This window comes from Variovorax sp. YR634 (assembly GCF_900106655.1).
Taxonomy (GTDB): domain Bacteria; phylum Pseudomonadota; class Gammaproteobacteria; order Burkholderiales; family Burkholderiaceae_C; genus Variovorax.
In genome coordinates this window covers 31,863-48,349 of record NZ_FNOL01000008.1, presented here as the reverse complement: position 1 = coordinate 48,349, position 16,487 = coordinate 31,863, and the positions used below count along the sequence as shown (strand labels likewise).

The 16,487-nt window shown below is 63.7% G+C and carries 17 protein-coding genes; 10 read left to right on the top strand and 7 right to left on the bottom strand.

The genetic code is table 11. The features are described 5' to 3' along the window. Positions 1 to 5 precede the first annotated feature (5 nt). Genes BLV60_RS15705 through BLV60_RS15690 form a run of 4 tightly spaced genes read left to right on the top strand, consistent with a single transcriptional unit; the run spans position 6 to position 2,802 of the window. Positions 6 to 512 carry an HAD domain-containing protein gene (locus BLV60_RS15705; RefSeq protein ID WP_093056383.1) on the top strand — a complete coding sequence of 169 codons (507 nt, stop codon included), beginning with the start codon at positions 6 to 8 and terminating at the stop codon, positions 510 to 512. Between the two features lie 19 nt (positions 513 to 531). Beyond that, positions 532 to 1,476, top strand: a complete 945-nt coding sequence (locus BLV60_RS15700) for a metallophosphoesterase (protein ID WP_093056088.1) — start codon at positions 532 to 534, stop codon at positions 1,474 to 1,476. 31 nt (positions 1,477 to 1,507) lie between these two features. Continuing rightward, entirely contained in the window at positions 1,508 to 1,960 is a 453-nt protein-coding gene (locus BLV60_RS15695; protein ID WP_093056086.1) for an HAD domain-containing protein, read from the top strand. Beyond that, positions 1,957 to 2,802, top strand: coding sequence for a metallophosphoesterase (locus tag BLV60_RS15690; RefSeq protein ID WP_093056084.1), 846 nt, complete (start codon positions 1,957 to 1,959; stop codon positions 2,800 to 2,802). The genes BLV60_RS15695 and BLV60_RS15690 overlap by 4 nt, the downstream gene beginning before the upstream one ends. Positions 2,803 to 2,968: 166 nt before the next feature. Here BLV60_RS15690 and ypfH read toward each other — a convergent pair whose 3' ends face one another. From ypfH to BLV60_RS15670, 4 genes are read right to left on the bottom strand one after another with little or no spacing between them, the layout of a single operon-like run. After that, positions 2,969 to 3,592, bottom strand: coding sequence for an esterase (ypfH, locus tag BLV60_RS15685; protein ID WP_093056082.1), 624 nt, complete (start codon positions 3,590 to 3,592; stop codon positions 2,969 to 2,971). A 26-nt stretch (positions 3,593 to 3,618) separates the two neighbouring features. Further along, complete coding sequence (locus BLV60_RS15680; RefSeq protein WP_093056080.1) at positions 3,619 to 4,428, bottom strand: dioxygenase family protein; 810 nt, start codon at positions 4,426 to 4,428, stop codon at positions 3,619 to 3,621. Between the two features lie 55 nt (positions 4,429 to 4,483). Next, entirely contained in the window at positions 4,484 to 5,317 is an 834-nt protein-coding gene (locus BLV60_RS15675) for an isochorismatase family protein (protein WP_093056078.1), read from the bottom strand. Between the two features lie 34 nt (positions 5,318 to 5,351). After that, positions 5,352 to 5,984 carry an NADPH-dependent F420 reductase gene (locus tag BLV60_RS15670; RefSeq protein WP_093056076.1) on the bottom strand — a complete coding sequence of 211 codons (633 nt, stop codon included), beginning with the start codon at positions 5,982 to 5,984 and terminating at the stop codon, positions 5,352 to 5,354. A 156-nt stretch (positions 5,985 to 6,140) separates the two neighbouring features. Between BLV60_RS15670 and BLV60_RS15665 the strand changes: the two genes are divergently transcribed. From BLV60_RS15665 to BLV60_RS15640, 6 genes are all read left to right on the top strand, one after another. After that, complete coding sequence (locus BLV60_RS15665) at positions 6,141 to 7,058, top strand: LysR family transcriptional regulator (protein ID WP_093056074.1); 918 nt, start codon at positions 6,141 to 6,143, stop codon at positions 7,056 to 7,058. 281 nt (positions 7,059 to 7,339) lie between these two features. Beyond that, on the top strand, positions 7,340 to 8,023 hold the full coding sequence (locus tag BLV60_RS15660; RefSeq protein WP_371127376.1) for an MlaA family lipoprotein: 684 nt from the start codon (positions 7,340 to 7,342) through the stop codon (positions 8,021 to 8,023). 23 nt (positions 8,024 to 8,046) lie between these two features. Next, on the top strand, positions 8,047 to 8,862 hold the full coding sequence (locus BLV60_RS15655; RefSeq protein ID WP_093056070.1) for a MipA/OmpV family protein: 816 nt from the start codon (positions 8,047 to 8,049) through the stop codon (positions 8,860 to 8,862). Between the two features lie 165 nt (positions 8,863 to 9,027). Further along, positions 9,028 to 9,489 (top strand): hypothetical protein, encoded by a 462-nt coding sequence (locus BLV60_RS15650; protein WP_093056068.1) that lies wholly within the window; start codon positions 9,028 to 9,030, stop codon positions 9,487 to 9,489. Beyond that, on the top strand, positions 9,486 to 10,397 hold the full coding sequence (locus BLV60_RS15645) for a DUF2145 domain-containing protein (RefSeq protein WP_093056066.1): 912 nt from the start codon (positions 9,486 to 9,488) through the stop codon (positions 10,395 to 10,397). Before BLV60_RS15650 ends, BLV60_RS15645 begins: the two co-directional genes overlap by 4 nt. A 21-nt stretch (positions 10,398 to 10,418) precedes the next feature. Beyond that, positions 10,419 to 10,922 carry an MlaD/PqiB family protein gene (locus BLV60_RS15640; protein ID WP_093056064.1) on the top strand — a complete coding sequence of 168 codons (504 nt, stop codon included), beginning with the start codon at positions 10,419 to 10,421 and terminating at the stop codon, positions 10,920 to 10,922. A gap of 375 nt (positions 10,923 to 11,297) precedes the next feature. On the opposite strand, the gene BLV60_RS15635 is transcribed toward BLV60_RS15640, so the two are convergent. The 3 genes from BLV60_RS15635 to BLV60_RS15625 all read right to left on the bottom strand — a co-directional run bounded on the left by BLV60_RS15635 (position 11,298) and on the right by BLV60_RS15625 (position 16,484). After that, positions 11,298 to 12,692 carry an ATP-binding protein gene (locus tag BLV60_RS15635; RefSeq protein ID WP_256329156.1) on the bottom strand — a complete coding sequence of 465 codons (1,395 nt, stop codon included), beginning with the start codon at positions 12,690 to 12,692 and terminating at the stop codon, positions 11,298 to 11,300. Further along, positions 12,689 to 13,357 carry a response regulator transcription factor gene (locus BLV60_RS15630; protein ID WP_093056060.1) on the bottom strand — a complete coding sequence of 223 codons (669 nt, stop codon included), beginning with the start codon at positions 13,355 to 13,357 and terminating at the stop codon, positions 12,689 to 12,691. The genes BLV60_RS15635 and BLV60_RS15630 overlap by 4 nt, the downstream gene beginning before the upstream one ends. Positions 13,358 to 13,439: 82 nt before the next feature. Continuing rightward, a complete protein-coding gene (locus BLV60_RS15625) occupies positions 13,440 to 16,484 on the bottom strand; it encodes an efflux RND transporter permease subunit (RefSeq protein ID WP_093056058.1) in 3,045 nt (1,014 codons plus the stop codon). Between the last annotated feature and the right edge of the window lie 3 nt (positions 16,485 to 16,487).

Here is a 16,487-nt window from a genome sequence, read left to right as displayed (position 1 = left end):
TCACCATGGCCGAAGCGACGCTGGCCCATGATGCCTTTGGCCGCACGGGTGATTCCAGTGATCTGCTGTTCCTGGATATCGATGGTGTTCTTCATCCTGTCGGCGTGGACTACTCTTTTAGCAGCAGGTTCTTCAGCCATTTGCCACGGCTGGAAGCGCTTCTTCGAGAGTTCGAGTCTGTCGACGTCGTCATCTCGTCGGATTGGCGGCTGGCCGAAAGCATCGAGCAGTTGCAGCAGTATTTCAGCGATGACATTCGGCACCGGATCATCGGAGCGACGCCGCAGATTGACCCGAATCTGGTCGTCCGATACCGACGGCAGTTGGAGATCCAGACTTGGCTCGACGGGAACGGCCGCAGTGACGCAGAGTGGGTCGCGCTTGACGATTGGCCCTCGAACTTCGAAGCGGGCTTCACGCGGCTCGTGCTCACCGATCCCAAGCGTGCATTCGATCAAGACAGCTTCCAGGAACTGCGCTCGCACTTCCTGCGGTTCGCGGCTGGACGATGAACCGCCATCGGCATATGAGATGAAACCGCTCATCCCGTCAGACCTTCATGCGCGATCCGAACACAACCAGTCGAAGCCCAGGCTCATGTTCTTCGGCGACCCGCACGGCGATCTCGATCCGGTGATCGCCGCAGTCGAGCGCTTTCAGCCTGAGGCGATCGTGCTGCTGGGTGACATCCAGGCGCGTCAGCCTCTGCACGTCGAGCTGAGGCCGGTCCTGGATCTCACCGAGGTCTGGTTCATCCACGGGAACCACGACACGGATTCCGATGCCGACTACGACAACCTGTGGGGGTCAGAGCTCGCGGACCGCAACCTGCACGGACGCATCGTCGAGATCGCCGGGTACAAGGTCGCAGGCCTCGGCGGCATCTTCCGCAGCAAGATCTGGGACCCGCGGCAGCCGATCAAGGAAGCCTCATTCGCCTCGGCGGATACCTTGCACCGGTCCATGCGTCCCGAGGAGCGGTGGAGGGGTGGCGTTGGCCGCCGACACCGCTCCACCATCTTCCCGGACGTCTATCTGCAACTGCTGCGCAGCCCGCCCGCCGACATTCTGGTGACGCACGAGGCGCCGGCAGCACATCCGCACGGCTGGCAGGCGATCGACGAGCTCGCCGAGACGCTCGGCGTCCAGCTCGTAATCCACGGTCACCATCACCAGAGCATCGACTATCTTGCGGAAGGGATGCAGAGTGCTGCAGCACCGTTCCGCGCCTTCGGCGTCGACATGGGCTCGCATCTGGCGTGGCCGCGGAATCCACAAAAGGAGACTGGATCGGAAGTTCTTCCACAAGACTTGCTGGACCTCGCCATGCAGGTACTCGGCGCAGAGGCTCCAGCTTGGCTGGACAAGCCGCACAAGCTGCTCGACGGCCAGACGCCAGCAGCTTTCGCAGCCGGGGGTGGGTCGGAAAAGGTCCGATCGATGCTCAACGCCATCCAATACGGCGGTGTCGTATGAGGCCCGATGAGAATGGATTCGGAGGCCCAGGGTGATCCTCTTCCTTGACTTCGACGGCGTGCTGCATCCGGAGGGAGAAGATCACGTCCTCAACGGAGGCGCCGACTTCTGCTTCCTGCCGCGCCTGGAGGCGTTGCTGCGCGAGTTCCCGCACGTGAACATCGTGATCAGTTCATCCTGGCGCGAGCAGCTTCTCTACGAGACCTTGCTGAAGCCGTTCTGCAGCGACATCCGGGACCGGATTCTCGGAGCCACGCCTCATTCGGGCTTTGGTCTTCCGCCGCCGTATGGGAAGCGCGAAGGAGAGATCCTTGCTTGGCTCCAGTTGCACGATGCGGCCGACGAGTCCTGGGTCGCGCTCGACGACGCCCATTGGCAGTTCGATCGCTGCAAGGACCATCTGGTGCTGTGCGGCTCGTTCGTCGGCTTCGACGACAAGGCCAGTGCTGAGCTTCGCGCTCGCTTTGAAGGGGCATCCCGATGAAAGTGTTGATTCTTTCAGACCTTCACCTCGAGTTCGCGCCCTTTGAACCAGCACCCGATCTCGAATTCGATGTTGTCATCCTCGCCGGCGATATCCATTCGCCGGCCAGGCGCGCCGTCCAGTGGGCGGCGGATCGCTTCCGCGGCATGCCCGTGATTTATCTGCTTGGGAACCACGAGTACTACGACGGACGGTTGGACACGACAATGGCCGAGGCGCGCCGCGAAGCCGAAGGAAGCAATGTCCATCTGCTCGACGGTGACGAACTGGTGATCGATGGCGTGCGCTTCCTTGGCGCAACGCTGTGGACCGACTTCGCGCTCGCCATCGAGACGCCTGAAGGTCCGGTCAGTGATGTCGGGCGTGCCATGAAGATGGCGACCAATCTGCTGAACGACTATGCGCTGATCCGGACGGTCGACGAGTCGGCGGAGCCCGATACCTGGCGCGACAAGCAGGGAAGAAAGCTTCAAGCGGCCGACACGCTTCGGATCCATCAGGCGCAGCGTGCTTGGCTGCGCGACAGACTCTCCGAACCGTTTGCCGGACCGACAGTGGTTGTGACGCACCACGCACCTCACCGAGGTTCTTTGGCAGAACGCTACGCCGATGACTGGGCCTCAGGCGCCTTCGTCAACGAGCTCCCGGAGGCCTTCTTCGATGTGCCCATGCTCTGGGTGCATGGTCACACGCATCAGCAGTTCGACTATCGAGTCTGTTCTTGCCGAGTCGTGAGCAATCCGCGCGGCTACGTGAACTGGAGCGGAAGGATCGAGAACAAGGCGTTCGAGCCTGGCCTAGTCATCGATGTGCAATCTCTCGCCGAGGATGACGACTCGTGAAGCTGCTCATCCTCTCGGACCGTCGAGTTCTGAACCAACGTGCCCCGCATTGCCTGAAGATGCCTGATCCGGTTGTGCCCCTCCGCATGCCTGTCGGCACTGCAGATCTTATGAAGGAGGCGTCTGCAAGCTGAGCGAAGTGGCCCAGACTCACACTATTGAAATTTCAGGCGGGCACAAGTCGCGCCGCCAAGAGCGTCAGCAACGCCGGATGAGGTTCATGCCCAACGCCGGGCGCCAGATCCAAGGTCGCTTCAACGCCCAGTTGAAGCAGTCGCGCTTGTGCGGCCTGTGCCAACGCTGCGGGCATCACAGGGTCTGCACCGCCGTGCAAGAGATGAATCAACGCAGAGGATTTGTGCTCCGGCGGCGTAGCGAATCGCCCCGCGATGGCGACGATGCGCAGCGCGGGCGGCTCTGCGAGCTTGGTGGATTCAAGCGCCATGATTGCGCCCTGCGAGAAGCCTGCAACCAGCGTGCGTTGTGCGTTGACGCGTGAAGCCTGCTGCCAGTGCTGCACGGTCGCCACGAAAGCGGGCATGGCCGCATCCACGCGTGCCTGGCGATTGCCCTCGGTCACGTCGCGTACCGAGAACCACTGGAGCCCGTTGGAAATATCGGAAGGATCGGGCGATGCGACGCTGACCACCATGGCGTTGCGGTCGTGGTTGGCGAACCAGCGCGCGACGCCCAGCATGGACTGCGGCATGGAGCCAACGCCGTGCGTGAGCAGCACCAGACTGGAAGCGGGGCCTTGAGGCTGCTGGACGATGATGGAGGTGGAAGACATGTGTGCTCTCTGGATATGGAAAAGGCTCAGGCCAGCGCGGACGCGCCAGGCAACTCACCGAATACGTAGCCTTCCATCGAAAGCACGCCGTAGGTGACGCCGCCTTCGATGACCTCGACCGGCTCACCCGCGCTGCTGGCGCCGACGGCCACGAGCAACGGCAAGTAGTGTTCGTCCGAGGGGTGGGCGCGACGACTGTGCGGGGCACCTCGGAAGTCGACCAGGGCGCTCATGTCATGCGCGATGGCCGCCCGGCGCGCCCACTGCACGAACTCGCGCACGTAGTCTTCAGGTGTCTCGGTTTCAGACTGGCGGAACTCGTAGAGGTTGTGCGTGAGGCTGCCCGAACCCACGACAAGTACCCCTTGCTCACGCAACGGTGCCAGGGCGCGCCCGAGGGCGAGTGCATCGGCGGGGCGCAGTTCAATCGGCAGCGACAGTTGAAACACCGGCACTGATGCGCCAGGCAGCATGTGCATCAGCGGCACCCAGGCGCCGTGATCCAGCCCCTGCTCATCCACCAGTTGCGCGGAGAGCCCCGACTGCGTCAACAGCTCGGCCACCTCACGCGCGACATCCGGGGCCCCTTGAACAGGGTAACGCAGTGCATACAACGATGCGGGGAAACCACCGAAGTCATGGACGGTCTGGGGCCGTGTACTGGCACCGACACGCAGGCCGCGCGTGCGCCAGTGCGGCGAGATGACGAGCACGGCCCGCAGCCCGTCCAGCGCGAGGACACGCTCGCCGACGGCCTTCAGCAAGGGACCGGCTCGACCGGGTTCCAGTGCGAACGTCGGAGCGCCATGCGAGACGAACAGGGCAGGAATCTTCATGGGAATGCACCTTGGCTTTGCCCCTCGCACCCTTTGGCGCGAGGGAGAGGATTGCTTACTTGACGAGGCCGAACGGGTCTTTCACCGGGCGCTTGGCCGGGTCGGCGTTGTTCCAGAACTGCTGCACGATCCAGCCATATTCGGGCAGGCCGTTGATGAACGGCGGCAGCATGTCGTTGCCCGACGGAAGCTTCCAGTCGGCCTGCAGCTCCGCGCCGAGGGCATAGACGGTGTTGAGTTGCGCGCCCGCGGCACTCATGCGCTGCATCGCGGCTTCGGCTTCGTACTTGCTCCAGGCGCCCGATGCATCGACCACGGGGTGCACGACGTAGCCGTCGTTGATCATCGCCAGCGTCGGCAGCGCCACGCAGGTACCCAGCGTCACGCCCGAGATGATGATGTGCTTGCGGCCCGTCTTGGCGACCAGGTTCTCCAGTGCCTTGCGGAAGGTCGGATCCTCGTAGGCGTTGATGATGCCGGTGCGGCGGTAGATGGGCTGGTCCTTGAAGATTTCCTTGAGTTCCGGCAGCAGGTCGCCGTTCTGCCATTGCGCGTTCGACGAAGACAGGAGCACCGGGATCTTCAGCGCCTTGGCCATCTGCGCCAGCGACACCACGTTGGCCTTGTAGCCCGAGGCTTGGGCGAAGTCGCGCACGCTGGCCATCAGACCGACCTGATGGTCGATGAACAGGATGATGCTGTTGTCGGGGGTGGGCTTTTCGTAGGCCGCGCGGCCGGCCTTGCGGGCGTCCGCCGGGCTGGTTTTGGTGGACAGTGCTTTGTCGGTGATCGGGCTCACGATGTCGGCCGGGCGATCCTGCGCAGCAGCGAGGGTGGTGGCAGCCGCCAGGGCGATGGCGGCGGTAACTTGGGTCAGCTTCTTGTGCATGTGTGTTCTCTTTGGCGATGAAGGTCGAGGTGAATCAGGCGCGGCGGATCCAGGTGGGCGAGATCTGCGTGCCTTGTCCGGCGCCGTAGGCGAAGTAAATGTTGAGACCGGCCACTGGCTCCAGGTAGCGCGCGTTCTTCAGCCCGCCCGCGTCCACGGCTGCAAAGCCGATGCTTTCGATCAGTGCACGCACGGTCTGCTTGGCACGCTCGTCGTCGCCGGCATAGAACACGGGCACGGTCTGGCCGTTCGCGAACGCCGGGCCTTCGGCCAGCACCTGGGCCAGCACGGTGTTGAAAGCCTTGACCACTTGCGCGCCAGGCAGCGCCTTGGCGATTTCTTCGGCAGCGGACGTCTCGAAGCCCAGCGTCAGGCCCATGTAGTCATTCGTCAGTGGGTTCGTGATGTCCATCACCACGCGACCTTCGAGCGAGCCGAGCGCTTTCAGCGCGGGCACGGCATCGGCAAAGCCGGTGGCGACGATCACGACTTGCGAATCGCCCAGCGCGTCGGCCGGGGCCGCAGCGGTGGCTCCGGGATGCGCGGAGGCCAACGCCTGAGCCTTGGCCAGATCGCGCGAGGTCACGCGCACCTTGTGACCGGCGGCGGTGAGTTGTCTGGCAAAGCCCGCGCCCATGTTGCCGGCGCCGATGAGTGTGATGTTCATGATGAAAGTCCTTCAGTGGTTGGGTGGAGCCGCGGGAATCGAGATGCCCGGCGGCCTGTCCGGCAGCAAGCTGTGCCGGCATGGAAGAACTTTATTAATATCAGTCGACGAGATAAATAACTGTTCGCGGCATATATTGTTTTAAGAATCGAGACGATGGACCTTCTTCAAGCCATGAAAACCTTCACTGCGGTGGTCGAGGCCGGCAGCTTCGTCGGTGCGATGGGAGCGACGGCGCTGTCCAAGCCCGCCGTGTCGCGGCATGTCAACGAGTTGGAGGCGCACCTGGGCACAAGACTGCTGCAGCGCACGACGCGCCGGCTCTCGCTCACCAGCGAGGGGCAGATCTACTACCAGCGCTGCAAGGAGGTCCTGCAGGCCGTCCAGGAAGCGGAGGCCGAAGTGGGGGCGAGCACAGGTCAGGCCCAGGGACGCCTGCGCATCGGCGCGCCGCAGACCTTCGGCGCGTTGCACCTGGCGGCGCTCTGGGGCCGATTCGCGGCGGAGAACCCCCAGGTCACGCTGGACATCGTACTGTCGGACCGCGCAGTCGACCTGGTCGAGGAGGGCTACGACCTGGTGGTGCGCATCGCGCGGCTGTCCGACTCCAACCTCGTGAGCCGTCGGCTTGCCAGCACGCGCATGATGCTGTGCGCCTCGCCGGCCTACCTTGCGCAGCACGGAACGCCCGTTCAACCGCACGAGCTCGAGAAGCACGACGTGGTTTCGTACAGCTACTGGTCATCCGGGAACATGTGGAGCTTCCAGGGGCCTCAAAGCGAGGTCACGGTGCGCACGCACTCGCGCATCCACGCCAACAACGGTGACACCTGCCGCGCAGCGGCACTGGCGCACCAGGGCATCATCCTGCAGCCCGATTTCCTGGTTCACGAGGATCTGCGCAGTGGCGCCCTTGTCGAGCTCATGCCAGAGTTTCGCGCTGCTGAGTTGGGCATCTTCGCCGTGTACCCGACGCGAAAGCAACTGCCGCTGAAGGTGCGGCGACTAATCGACTTTCTGGTGGACGCGTTGCGGGATCCGCCTTGGGGCCGGGAGCCAAGCTCGCACGTGTGATGCGTTGATGGCGAGCTGCGGGGACTCGCGTCGACGGACGGTTCTTCTAGCCCATCCGATTTCTGGTTGGTTAATCAAATCTTAAAACCACTAAAAAGTTATTAAAGCCGCTCCCTCAGCATCCGCTCCAGAAGGCGACGACATGGTGTCGATCGCCAGGTATCCCCACTGGAGTTCCCATGCTGAACTGCCTCGTATTCGCTGGCGTCCCGCTCAGGTCGACGCCGGCCCCGAGGGGCCTCGCGGCCAAGGCCACGCCTATCCTGTCGCTGGCTGGCGCCTTGTTGCTTGGCGGTTGCGCCACCCCCCAACGCCCTGATCCCCTTGAAGCCATGAACCGCCAGGTCTTCGGCTTCAACGAAACCGTAGACAAGGCCGTGCTGGCCCCTGTTGCCCGCGGCTACGAGCGCGTTGTGCCAGAGCCGGTGCGTGGTGGCGTCAGGAATTTCTTCGCCAATCCCCGCGACCTTGGCTCTGGCGTGAACCTGGTGTTGCAAGGTCGGCCGAAAGAAGGCCTGACCGACCTGGCACGCGTGGCAACGAACACCACGGCGGGCCTGCTCGGCGTTTTCGATGTCGCGACGCCGCTGGGGCTGCCGCGTCAATCCGCCGATCTGGGCCAGACCCTTGGGCGCTGGGGCGTCGGATCAGGCGCCTATGTCGTCTTGCCCCTGATGGGCCCTTCGACCGTGCGCGACACCGCCAACATTCCAGTCGACATGATGTTGACGCCGCAGGCCTTCGTCTCCAACAGCGCGCTAGGCGGTGGCTTGACCGTGGCGCAGTTCGCAAGCAAGCGTGCGGATCTTCTGTCGGCAACGCGCCTGCTCGACGACGTCGCGCTCGATCGCTATCTGCTTGTGCGCGACACCTATCTGCAACGCAGACAGAGTCTCGTCCTTGGCGCCTCGCAGCCCGGTCAGAGCAACGACGACAGCGCGCCGCCGCCCGCTGCAAACCACTGATTTTTTCAACCCCGAGGATCCCCATGTCAGAACGAATCCGCCTTGTGAAGCAGGGCAAGAACTTCCGTGCCCATCTGCCTTTCACGGCCATCGCCGCGGGCGTCGCTTGCGCCGCCTTCCTTTCACCGGCCTGGGCACAGGCCGATGAAGAAAAAATCCCCGAAGCGAGTTCGCAATGGGGCCTCGGCATTGGCGTGGCCATGGAGCGAAAGCCCTATCGCGACTTCAACAACAAGGCCCAGGCCCTCCCGATGATCACCTACGAGAACAAGTGGGTCAGCGTCGCATTTCCGAGCGCCGACCTGAAGCTGACATCCATAGGGCCTGTTTCTTTGCGGCTGCGCGCGCGGTTCGCCGGAGACGGCTACGAGGCCGACGATTCGCCATTCCTCAACGGCATGGACAAGCGCAAGAGCAGTCTGTGGCTGGGCGGCGCGGCCATCTGGCGCAATGACTTTGCCAACCTGTCGGCTGAACTGCTGGCCGACGGGTCGGGCAACAGCAAGGGCTCTCGGTTCAAGGTGCAGGTTGACCGACGCTTCGCTGCAGGCGCCTTCGGCTTCACGCCTCGCCTGGCTGCACATTGGGTAGACAGCAAGTATGTCGACTACTACTACGGCGTGAAGGCCTCCGAAGCTCAGGCGGGCCGGCCCGCCTACGCCGGGAAGTCGACCGCCAACATGGAGGTGGGCCTGCGCGTGGACTACGCCGTGGCGCCCAAGCAAACGGTGTTCCTGGACGTGAGCGCAACCAGCTTCGGCAGCGGCATCAAGAACAGCCCGCTGGTCAGCCGATCCAGCCAGTCCGGCGTGCGTCTGGGCTACGTCTACCGGTTCTGAGAAACCTTGGCCGCCCCTGCGCGGCCAGAGGGCTGCATGGCGCCCAGCGCTTCAGATTGCAGGGCCTGAATGGCGCTGCGGTGCGCCTTTCCACAGGGCCGCCGGTCCGGGCTCGGCATCTTCCACGCGAAATGACTTCCTCCCTTACATCCGTCGAGGCAATCCATGACCTTTCTCCATTTTTTCCGCGTTGCAGGCATTGCAGCCGTACTCGCCGCGGCCTTCAACGCCCACGCCGGCAGCTTCGCGGCGTCCGTGGCCTCCAGTGCCGGCTCCGCATCCAGCAACGGCGTGTCGGCGTCGCTGCGCGGTTCGAGCAAGAGTTCCTTCGACGGCGACAAGGTGGCCGAAGGCGACTACCGCATCACCGAAGTCGCGCAGGCCACCGACCGCGAGGGCTTCACGCGCGTCGCGATGCAGAGCGACGACGACGCGCAACGGCGCATCGTGCTCGAACTGCCGCAAGCCACTTTCGCGAAGGAACGCCTGGGCCTCGGCGACCTCGTGCACGCGCAGCAGCGCACCTATGGCACTGCCTTCGCACGTGACGACACGCGCGAGGCGTTCTACCTCGTGCTCGCCGACGACTGGTACGGGGGGCTCGCCGCGCGCCCCGTGAGCCTTTGATCGTGGCTCGCAAGTTGGCGGCGCTGCTGGGCCTCGCGGCCATCCTCGCCTTCCCAGGGGGCGCCGCGCAAGCTGCCTCCTCGCAGTTCTGCGATCGTGCGAAACCGCTCACCGCGAGCGAGCAGGATCGCGTGCTGCGTTTCACCGCCGTCGTGCAGGAAGCGCTTTCGAACACAGGCAGCGACGCCGTGCTGATCAGCCGCTCCGGCCTCGATCTCTCCCGCTTTCACATCCGCTACTCCCATGCTGCCATCGCCTGGAAAGCCGCGGACGGCACCTGGTCCGCGCGGCAGCTGTACTACGCCTGCGACGAAGGACACCCGCGCCTCTACGACCAGGGCTTGGCCGGCTTCGTCATGGGCATCGACGACGCCGCGCTGGGCTACGTCTCCATCGTGGACCTTCCCTCCGAAGCGGCACAGGCGCTTCGCAGTGCCGCACTCGACACGCCACGCGCCCTGCATCTGCTGGCCGCGCGTTACAGCGCCAATGCCTATCCGTTCAGCCTGCGCTACCAGAACTGCAACCAGTGGGTCATGGAGCTGCTTGCCGTGGCTTGGGGTGGACTGCCCGACGGGGATGACCTGCGCGAGCGCGCCCAGCAATGGCTGCGCGAGGCCCCCTACAAGCCCGAGCCGGTCGATGTCGACTCGCATGCGCTCATCTTCGCGTCGAATTTCGTGCCGCTGCTGCATCTGGACGACCACCCGCAAGACGACATCTATGCGCTCAAGCTGCACATCAGCCTGCCCTCGACCGTGGAGGCATTCGTGCGCGAACAACGCCCCGGGAGCGAGCGCGTCGAGCTGTGCCACGACGGCAAGCAGGTTGTGGTGCGCCGCGGCTGGACACCCGTCTCCGACGGCTGCACGCCGGGAGAGAGTGATCGTGTCGTGTCGCTCGACTAGCGCGCAGGCAAGGGGAACACGATGATCTGGCTCATCTCCTTGATCGCCGCATTGGTTGGTATCGCACTGATCGCCCGGCTCCTCCTCGGCCGAGGCCGCAGGATCAACGAGGGCCTCAGAACAACCGACGGGCTGGATGCCGGCGGCGCGCAGTTCCTGCTGCATGTCGAGGACGCCAGTTTGCTCGGCGTGGGCTCGCCGGTGTTCTTCCGGCGCGTCAAGGTCGGTCGGGTCGCAGAGTGCGAGCCCGATGGCGGCGGTCGCGGCGCGTTGCTGCGGATCTTGGTGAACGCGCCCCATGACAACTTCGAGGGTGTCAACACCCGCTTTTGGCATACGAGCAGGTTTGACCTGCAGCTCATCTCGAGCGACGCGGCGCCGAGCACGCCGTTGTTCGCATCTTTCCTGCTCTGGGGCATTGCCTTTGGCGCGACGGACGACACCGGCGGCCCCGCGGCCCGGAGCAAGACAAGCTTCGCGCTGGTCGGCGACGAGCCGCGTCTGCGAGTGGATGACAGCAAGTGAAATATCCCTCCAGCTTTGCAGTCGCCCACGCCGCTGTGCTTGCCCTGGTGATCGGCGTCTTTCTGATGGACGGCTGCGCGCACCGGCACCCCACCACATCTGCGAATGTTCCGGCCGCGCCAGCTTCGACATCGGCAAAAGGTTCCAATCCATGAATGTCCTGTTTTCCAGATCCAGAAGTGGAACTCGCGACCAACTTGGCAGCGTGTCGATGGTCCGTCTCCAGTAGCAGCGGCGCGATGAACGTCACGATCGTGTCCCAGGGCCGCAGGCTGGACGGACCGCCATTCGGATTTGGCAAGTGACGGATTTCCTCTTCCGGAGACAATCCTCACCAGTCTTCGGACCGGCGGTCCGGGGGCGAGTACTTAGAAGCTAAGACGGGGCTCCCACCGAGGGGAAAACGAGCCGTATGCAGAAACCTCGCCCTTCCAAGCCGTCCCCGGTTTCGATCGTTGCTCGGTGTAGTTGGGCAATCCCGGCCACCAGCGACAACCCGATACCGCTGCCGCGAACGGAAGTACCTGCGACTCGATAGAAGCGCTCGAAGATCGCATTGCGTTCCGACAGTGGAACGCCAGGCCCGTCGTCCGCCACTTCGAGACAGACCCGTTGTTCCGCCGTTTGCCCGCCTTCCTGTGTGGCGGCGGCCTCATGCCCGCAACTGATGCGGATGCGTCCTCCCTTCGCGGTGTACCGCAGCGCGTTGTCGATCAGGTTGCGCAGCAGGATTCCCATCTCATCGATATTGCAGAGGATGATGCAATTGCTGCGAATATCGAGTTGGATCGAACGCTCCTGCTGAAAGGCATGGGTGTCGAAATCTCGCGCCACAAGCAGAGTGAGATCGCTCAAGTTTGCCAGCGCGTGCTGTGGGGCGTTGGCGCTCGAATTCAGTCGAGCCAGGTCGAGCAGCTGTTCGGACAGTCGAGTACTTCTCTGCGCGACCAGAAGCAGTTTGGTCAGCGCCACGTCTTTGTCGACCAATGTGGTGGCACGCAGGGCGATCTGGGCTTGTGCCTGCAGCGTGGAAAGGGGGGTTCGCAACTCGTGCGCGGCATCACCGATGAAGCGGCGCTCGCCTTCGATCGAATCGGAGACCTGTTCCAACAGATGATTGAACGAAGCAATCAACGGATGCAACTCGCGCGGCAGCGTGGAAGAGGTCAGCGGTGTGAGGTCGAACTTGCGCCGGCTTCGCATGGCGGCTTCCAGCGCCACAACGGGCTTGAGCGAACTGCGAACAACGAACCACATCAGCGTGCCTACGATCAGCAAGAGAATCGAGCTGAGTACCAAGCCAACCAATGCTTCGTGCTGCATTTCGGCATCCACCACGCTGTGGAGATTGCCGACCTGCACGCAGATTCGGCCCTCGGAATCCGAAACCGAATAGACGCGCCAGCGCCTTCCCTCGATCACTGTGGTGGCAATGCCATCCTCGAAGTCAGGCCGCAGCGGGGATGCCGGTGCGCCGGGCGTGCGAACGGACAACCGTTTGCGGTCAATCCAGACTTGGAAGACGAGTTGCTCGCTCTCGGCCAATGCGGGATCGCGCAGTTGCAATCCGGGCCCCGTCGCGACCATGTCTTTGCCAGCCGGAATTGTCAGCAGGATGCGCGTGGCGATGGTCTTGAGCTTGTCGTCCCAGATGCTGGCCTTGTTGTGCGAGAGATACGCGAAAAGCGTCGCGAACGCTGCGATCCAGCACAGGGCGATGGTCGCGCCCAGCACGAGGATCATCCGCGCGTACAGCGATTTCGAGTTCACGGCGGAGGCTGGCCGACAACGTAGCCGTGGCCGTGAACGGTGCGAATCAGGTCGTCGCCGAGCTTGCGGCGCAACTGGTGAATGAACACTGCGATGGTGTTGCTTTCGACGGCGCTGGCCGTTCCGTAGACCACATCGTGCAGCTGGTCGCGCGTGACGACGTGGCCGGGGCGTTCGAGCAAAGCGAGCAGGGTGCGGTACTCGTGCGCACTCAGCGGCACATCGACCCCGGCCTTGGTGACCACGCGGCGACTGCGGTCGACCGTGACATCGCCACGGGAGAAAACGGGTATCACGCGACCCTGACTGCGGCGAATGACCGAGCGAACGCGCGCCCACAACTCGTCGAACTGGAAGGGCTTGACGAGGTAGTCGTCGGCGCCGGCGTCCAGGCCGTGGATGCGCTCGCTCAACTGATCGCGCGCCGTGAGAATCAGGACCGGTGTCGGGTCGTAGCGGCTTCGCATCGACCGCAATACCGTCAGCCCCGACTCTCCGCCCGGCAGGCCCAGGTCCAGCAGCACGGCGGCGTAGGTATGGTCGATCAGCGCGATCCGGGCAGCGGATGCATTGCCGACACGATCGATGGACCAGCCGCTCTGGCGCGCGCCATCGCACACGGCTTCACCCAGCATGTCGTCGTCTTCTACGAGGAGCAGGTGCATGGAGGGGAACTTCTTCTGGCCAGGTGGGACATCTTGAATGATGACGGTGGATTATTAGGATCTTTTTAAGGTGCGTGGTGGTCTACTGCGCGAAGCGCGACCTGAACCAGCGCTCGACCCCGTCGACATAAGTGAATACCACAGGAACCACGAGCAGGCTGAGCAGTGTCGAGGTCACAAGCCCACCGATCACGGCGATCGCCATTGGCTGACGAAAGCTCGCGTCCGAGCCCAACCCGAGGGCGATGGGCAGCATGCCCGCGATCATCGCTACCGTGGTCATCACGATCGGCCTCGAACGCTTGTGGCAGGCATCGATCAACGCATCCATGGGAAGAAGGCCGTGTTCCCTCATGCCGACGACCGTGTGTTCCACCAGCAAGATCGAGTTCTTGGTGACGATGCCCATGAGCATCACCAATCCGATCATCGACGGAACATCCAACTCACTTCGCGCCAGAAGCAGCGCCACGAAGGCGCCGCCCAGCGAAAGCGGAATCGCTGAAAGGATGGTGATGGGCTGCAGGAAGTCCTTGAAGAGAAGCACCAGCACACAGAACATGCACAGCACGCCAGTGAGGATGGCGAGGCCGAAGCCCGAGGTCAGCTCGGCTGCCACTTCGGCATCGCCCGTATTGATCAGCGAAACGCTTGGCGGCATCTGCTGTGCCGCCGGCAGTGCGCGGGCTGCTGCCAGTGCCTCGCCCAGCGGCATGCCGCCGAGGTCGGCGCTGACGGTGACGTAGCGGCGCCTGTCGTAGCGGTCGATCTGCGCCGGGCCGCTTTCGACGGCCAGTTCGGCCAGGCTCGAAAGCGGCACCAGTCCGTTGCGAGAAGGCACCCGTAGGTTCGAGAGCGCTTCGATGTCCTGTCGCGTCGTATCGGGCACGCGCACACGGATGTCGACCTGGCGGTTGTCGAGGTTGAGCTTGGCCAACTGCGCATCGAAATCGCCACTGGTGGCGATTCGGATGGTCTCGCCGATCGTGGCCGTGCTCACTCCGCGTTCGGCGGCACGTTTCAGGTCAGGCCGCACGATGACCTCGGGGCGCTCCAGGCTGGCTGTGGTTCGAATGCTCGAGAGTCGGCTCACCCCGCGCAGATCGCGCTCGAAGGCTTGCGCGCTTGCCTTCAGTGCCTGCGCGTTGTCACTCGTGAGAATCAACGACATCTGTTCGCCTGCGCCGCCACCCCCCACGGCAAAGCGTGCACCAGGCACCGTGACAAGTATCCTGCGCACACTCTTTTCGATCGCCATCTGTGAGGGGCGGTCTTCACGGGCTTGCAGCACCAAGGTTAGCGCGCTCTTGCGCACATCGGAAACCTGGCCCGAACCACCGATTTGTGCGGCTCCCACGACGGTAAATATGCTGCGAATTCCCGGGACGTCGTGCAGCGCGCGGCGCACGCGCTCCGACACTTCCACGGTGTCGCTCAGCGAACTGCCTGACGGCAGCTCGACGTTGACGGTGGTGAAGCCACGATCCGATGCAGGAATCAAGCCTGACGGTATCAGCGGAACCAGCGCGATCGAGATCAAGAAGAACGCCGCGGCTGCGGCCATCGTTGTTCTGCGGTGCGTCAAGCACCACCGCACCGAGCCCAGGTAGAGGCGCATGAGCCTACCGTCTGCCTGCGGATTTCCCGAAGGTGCATGCGGCTTCAGAAGCCATGAGGCCATGATGGGTGTGAGCAGACGCGCCACGAAAAGCGACGCCAGCACGGCGATCACCGCAGTCCAGCCGAACTGTCGGAAGAAGAGTCCTGGTACCCCGCTCATCAACGTCGTCGGCACAAAAACCACCACCAGCGTCATCGTGGTCGCGATCACCGCCAACGCGATCTCATTGACCGCGTCGCCGGTGGCCTGCAGCACGGACTTGCCCATGCGCCGGTGGCGCTCGATGTTCTCGATCTCGACGATGGCATCGTCGACCAGGACGCCGACGATCACTGCCAGGGCAAGCAGCGTCAGTGTGTTGAGCGAATAGCCGAGCCAGGACATCGCCGCGAACGCCGGCAAGATCGACAGCGGCAGGGCAGAGGCTGCCACCAGCGTTGCACGCCAGTCACGCAGGAAACACCAGACGACCAGCACCGCAAGGATTGCGCCCTCGTACAGCATCTGCATCGAGCCGCGGAACTGTTCGCGGGTGTACTCCACACTCCCCGATACCGGTGTGATGACCAGCGACGCGTCGGCCGCCTGCATGCGCTCCAGCGTTTCGGTGACGCCCTGTGCGATTCGCGTCTCATCGAAGCCTTTGGCGCGATAGACGCTGAACCCCACGACGGCCTTGCCGTCCAGCAATGCCGCCTGGTTGCGTTCGGCATTCGTATCGTGCACCGATGCCACCTGGTCCAGCCGCACCTCGCGTCCATCGACCAGGGTCACTGGCATGTCCGCCAGTTCGGCTGCCTGCCGCACCGTCGCAACCGTTCTTACCGATTGCTCGGAGAGGCCGATCTGGCCGCGCCCACCGGACGATTCCTGCTGGGTGCGCCGCAATGCCCGCGAGACGTCCGTTGTGGTCACGCCAAGCGCATTCATCTGTGCGGTATTCACTTCGACGCGGACTTCGCGCTGGACGCCACCCAGCCGGTCCATGCGTCCGACACCGGGTACCGCGAGCAGCGCTTTGCCGACCGTGTCATCGACGAACCACGAGAGTGCTTCCTCGTTCATCCGATCGGATGCGATGGCGTAGGTAAGGATCGGGCTGCCGCGTTCGGTGACGGCGCTGATGGTCGGTTGAAGCAGGTCCGTCGGCAGGTTCGAACGCACGCGATCGACCGCATCTTTCGTGTCGATCAGGGCGTCCGAAAGCTTCTTCTCCAGCGAAAACTCCACACGGAGCTGCACGTTGCCGTCGGTGATCGACGTGCGTATGTGTTTGAGTCCGGTGATGGTGGCGAGCGAGTTCTCCACCGTGCGCGCGACCTCGGTCTCGAGCTGGGCGGGAGCCGCGCCTGGCTGAGAGAGCACGATGTTCACGGTTGGCAGATCCAGGTCTGGAAGAGTCTGGATCGGGAGTTGCTGAAAACCGCGCACACCCGCAAATGTCAGGAGGGCGAACAACAGGATGGCGGGAATCGGGTTGCGCAAGGACCACGTGGCGAAGTTCATCTC

Bases quoted from the DNA above. Each gene is read 5' to 3' on its own strand.
- BLV60_RS15655 (WP_093056070.1), top strand. From the start codon at position 8,047: ATGTCAGAACGAATCCGCCTTGTGAAGCAGGGCAAGAACTTCCGTGCC.
- BLV60_RS15670 (WP_093056076.1), bottom strand. From the start codon at position 5,984: ATGAACATCACACTCATCGGCGCCGGCAACATGGGCGCGGGCTTTGCC.
- BLV60_RS15690 (WP_093056084.1), top strand. From the start codon at position 1,957: ATGAAAGTGTTGATTCTTTCAGACCTTCACCTCGAGTTCGCGCCCTTT.
- BLV60_RS15640 (WP_093056064.1), top strand. From the start codon at position 10,419: ATGATCTGGCTCATCTCCTTGATCGCCGCATTGGTTGGTATCGCACTG.
- BLV60_RS15665 (WP_093056074.1), top strand. From the start codon at position 6,141: ATGGACCTTCTTCAAGCCATGAAAACCTTCACTGCGGTGGTCGAGGCC.
- BLV60_RS15650 (WP_093056068.1), top strand. From the start codon at position 9,028: ATGACCTTTCTCCATTTTTTCCGCGTTGCAGGCATTGCAGCCGTACTC.
- BLV60_RS15705 (WP_093056383.1), top strand. From the start codon at position 6: ATGGCCGAAGCGACGCTGGCCCATGATGCCTTTGGCCGCACGGGTGAT.
- BLV60_RS15625 (WP_093056058.1), bottom strand. From the start codon at position 16,484: ATGAACTTCGCCACGTGGTCCTTGCGCAACCCGATTCCCGCCATCCTG.
- BLV60_RS15700 (WP_093056088.1), top strand. From the start codon at position 532: ATGAAACCGCTCATCCCGTCAGACCTTCATGCGCGATCCGAACACAAC.
- BLV60_RS15630 (WP_093056060.1), bottom strand. From the start codon at position 13,357: ATGCACCTGCTCCTCGTAGAAGACGACGACATGCTGGGTGAAGCCGTG.
- BLV60_RS15680 (WP_093056080.1), bottom strand. From the start codon at position 4,428: ATGAAGATTCCTGCCCTGTTCGTCTCGCATGGCGCTCCGACGTTCGCA.
- ypfH (WP_093056082.1), bottom strand. From the start codon at position 3,592: ATGTCTTCCACCTCCATCATCGTCCAGCAGCCTCAAGGCCCCGCTTCC.
- BLV60_RS15675 (WP_093056078.1), bottom strand. From the start codon at position 5,317: ATGCACAAGAAGCTGACCCAAGTTACCGCCGCCATCGCCCTGGCGGCT.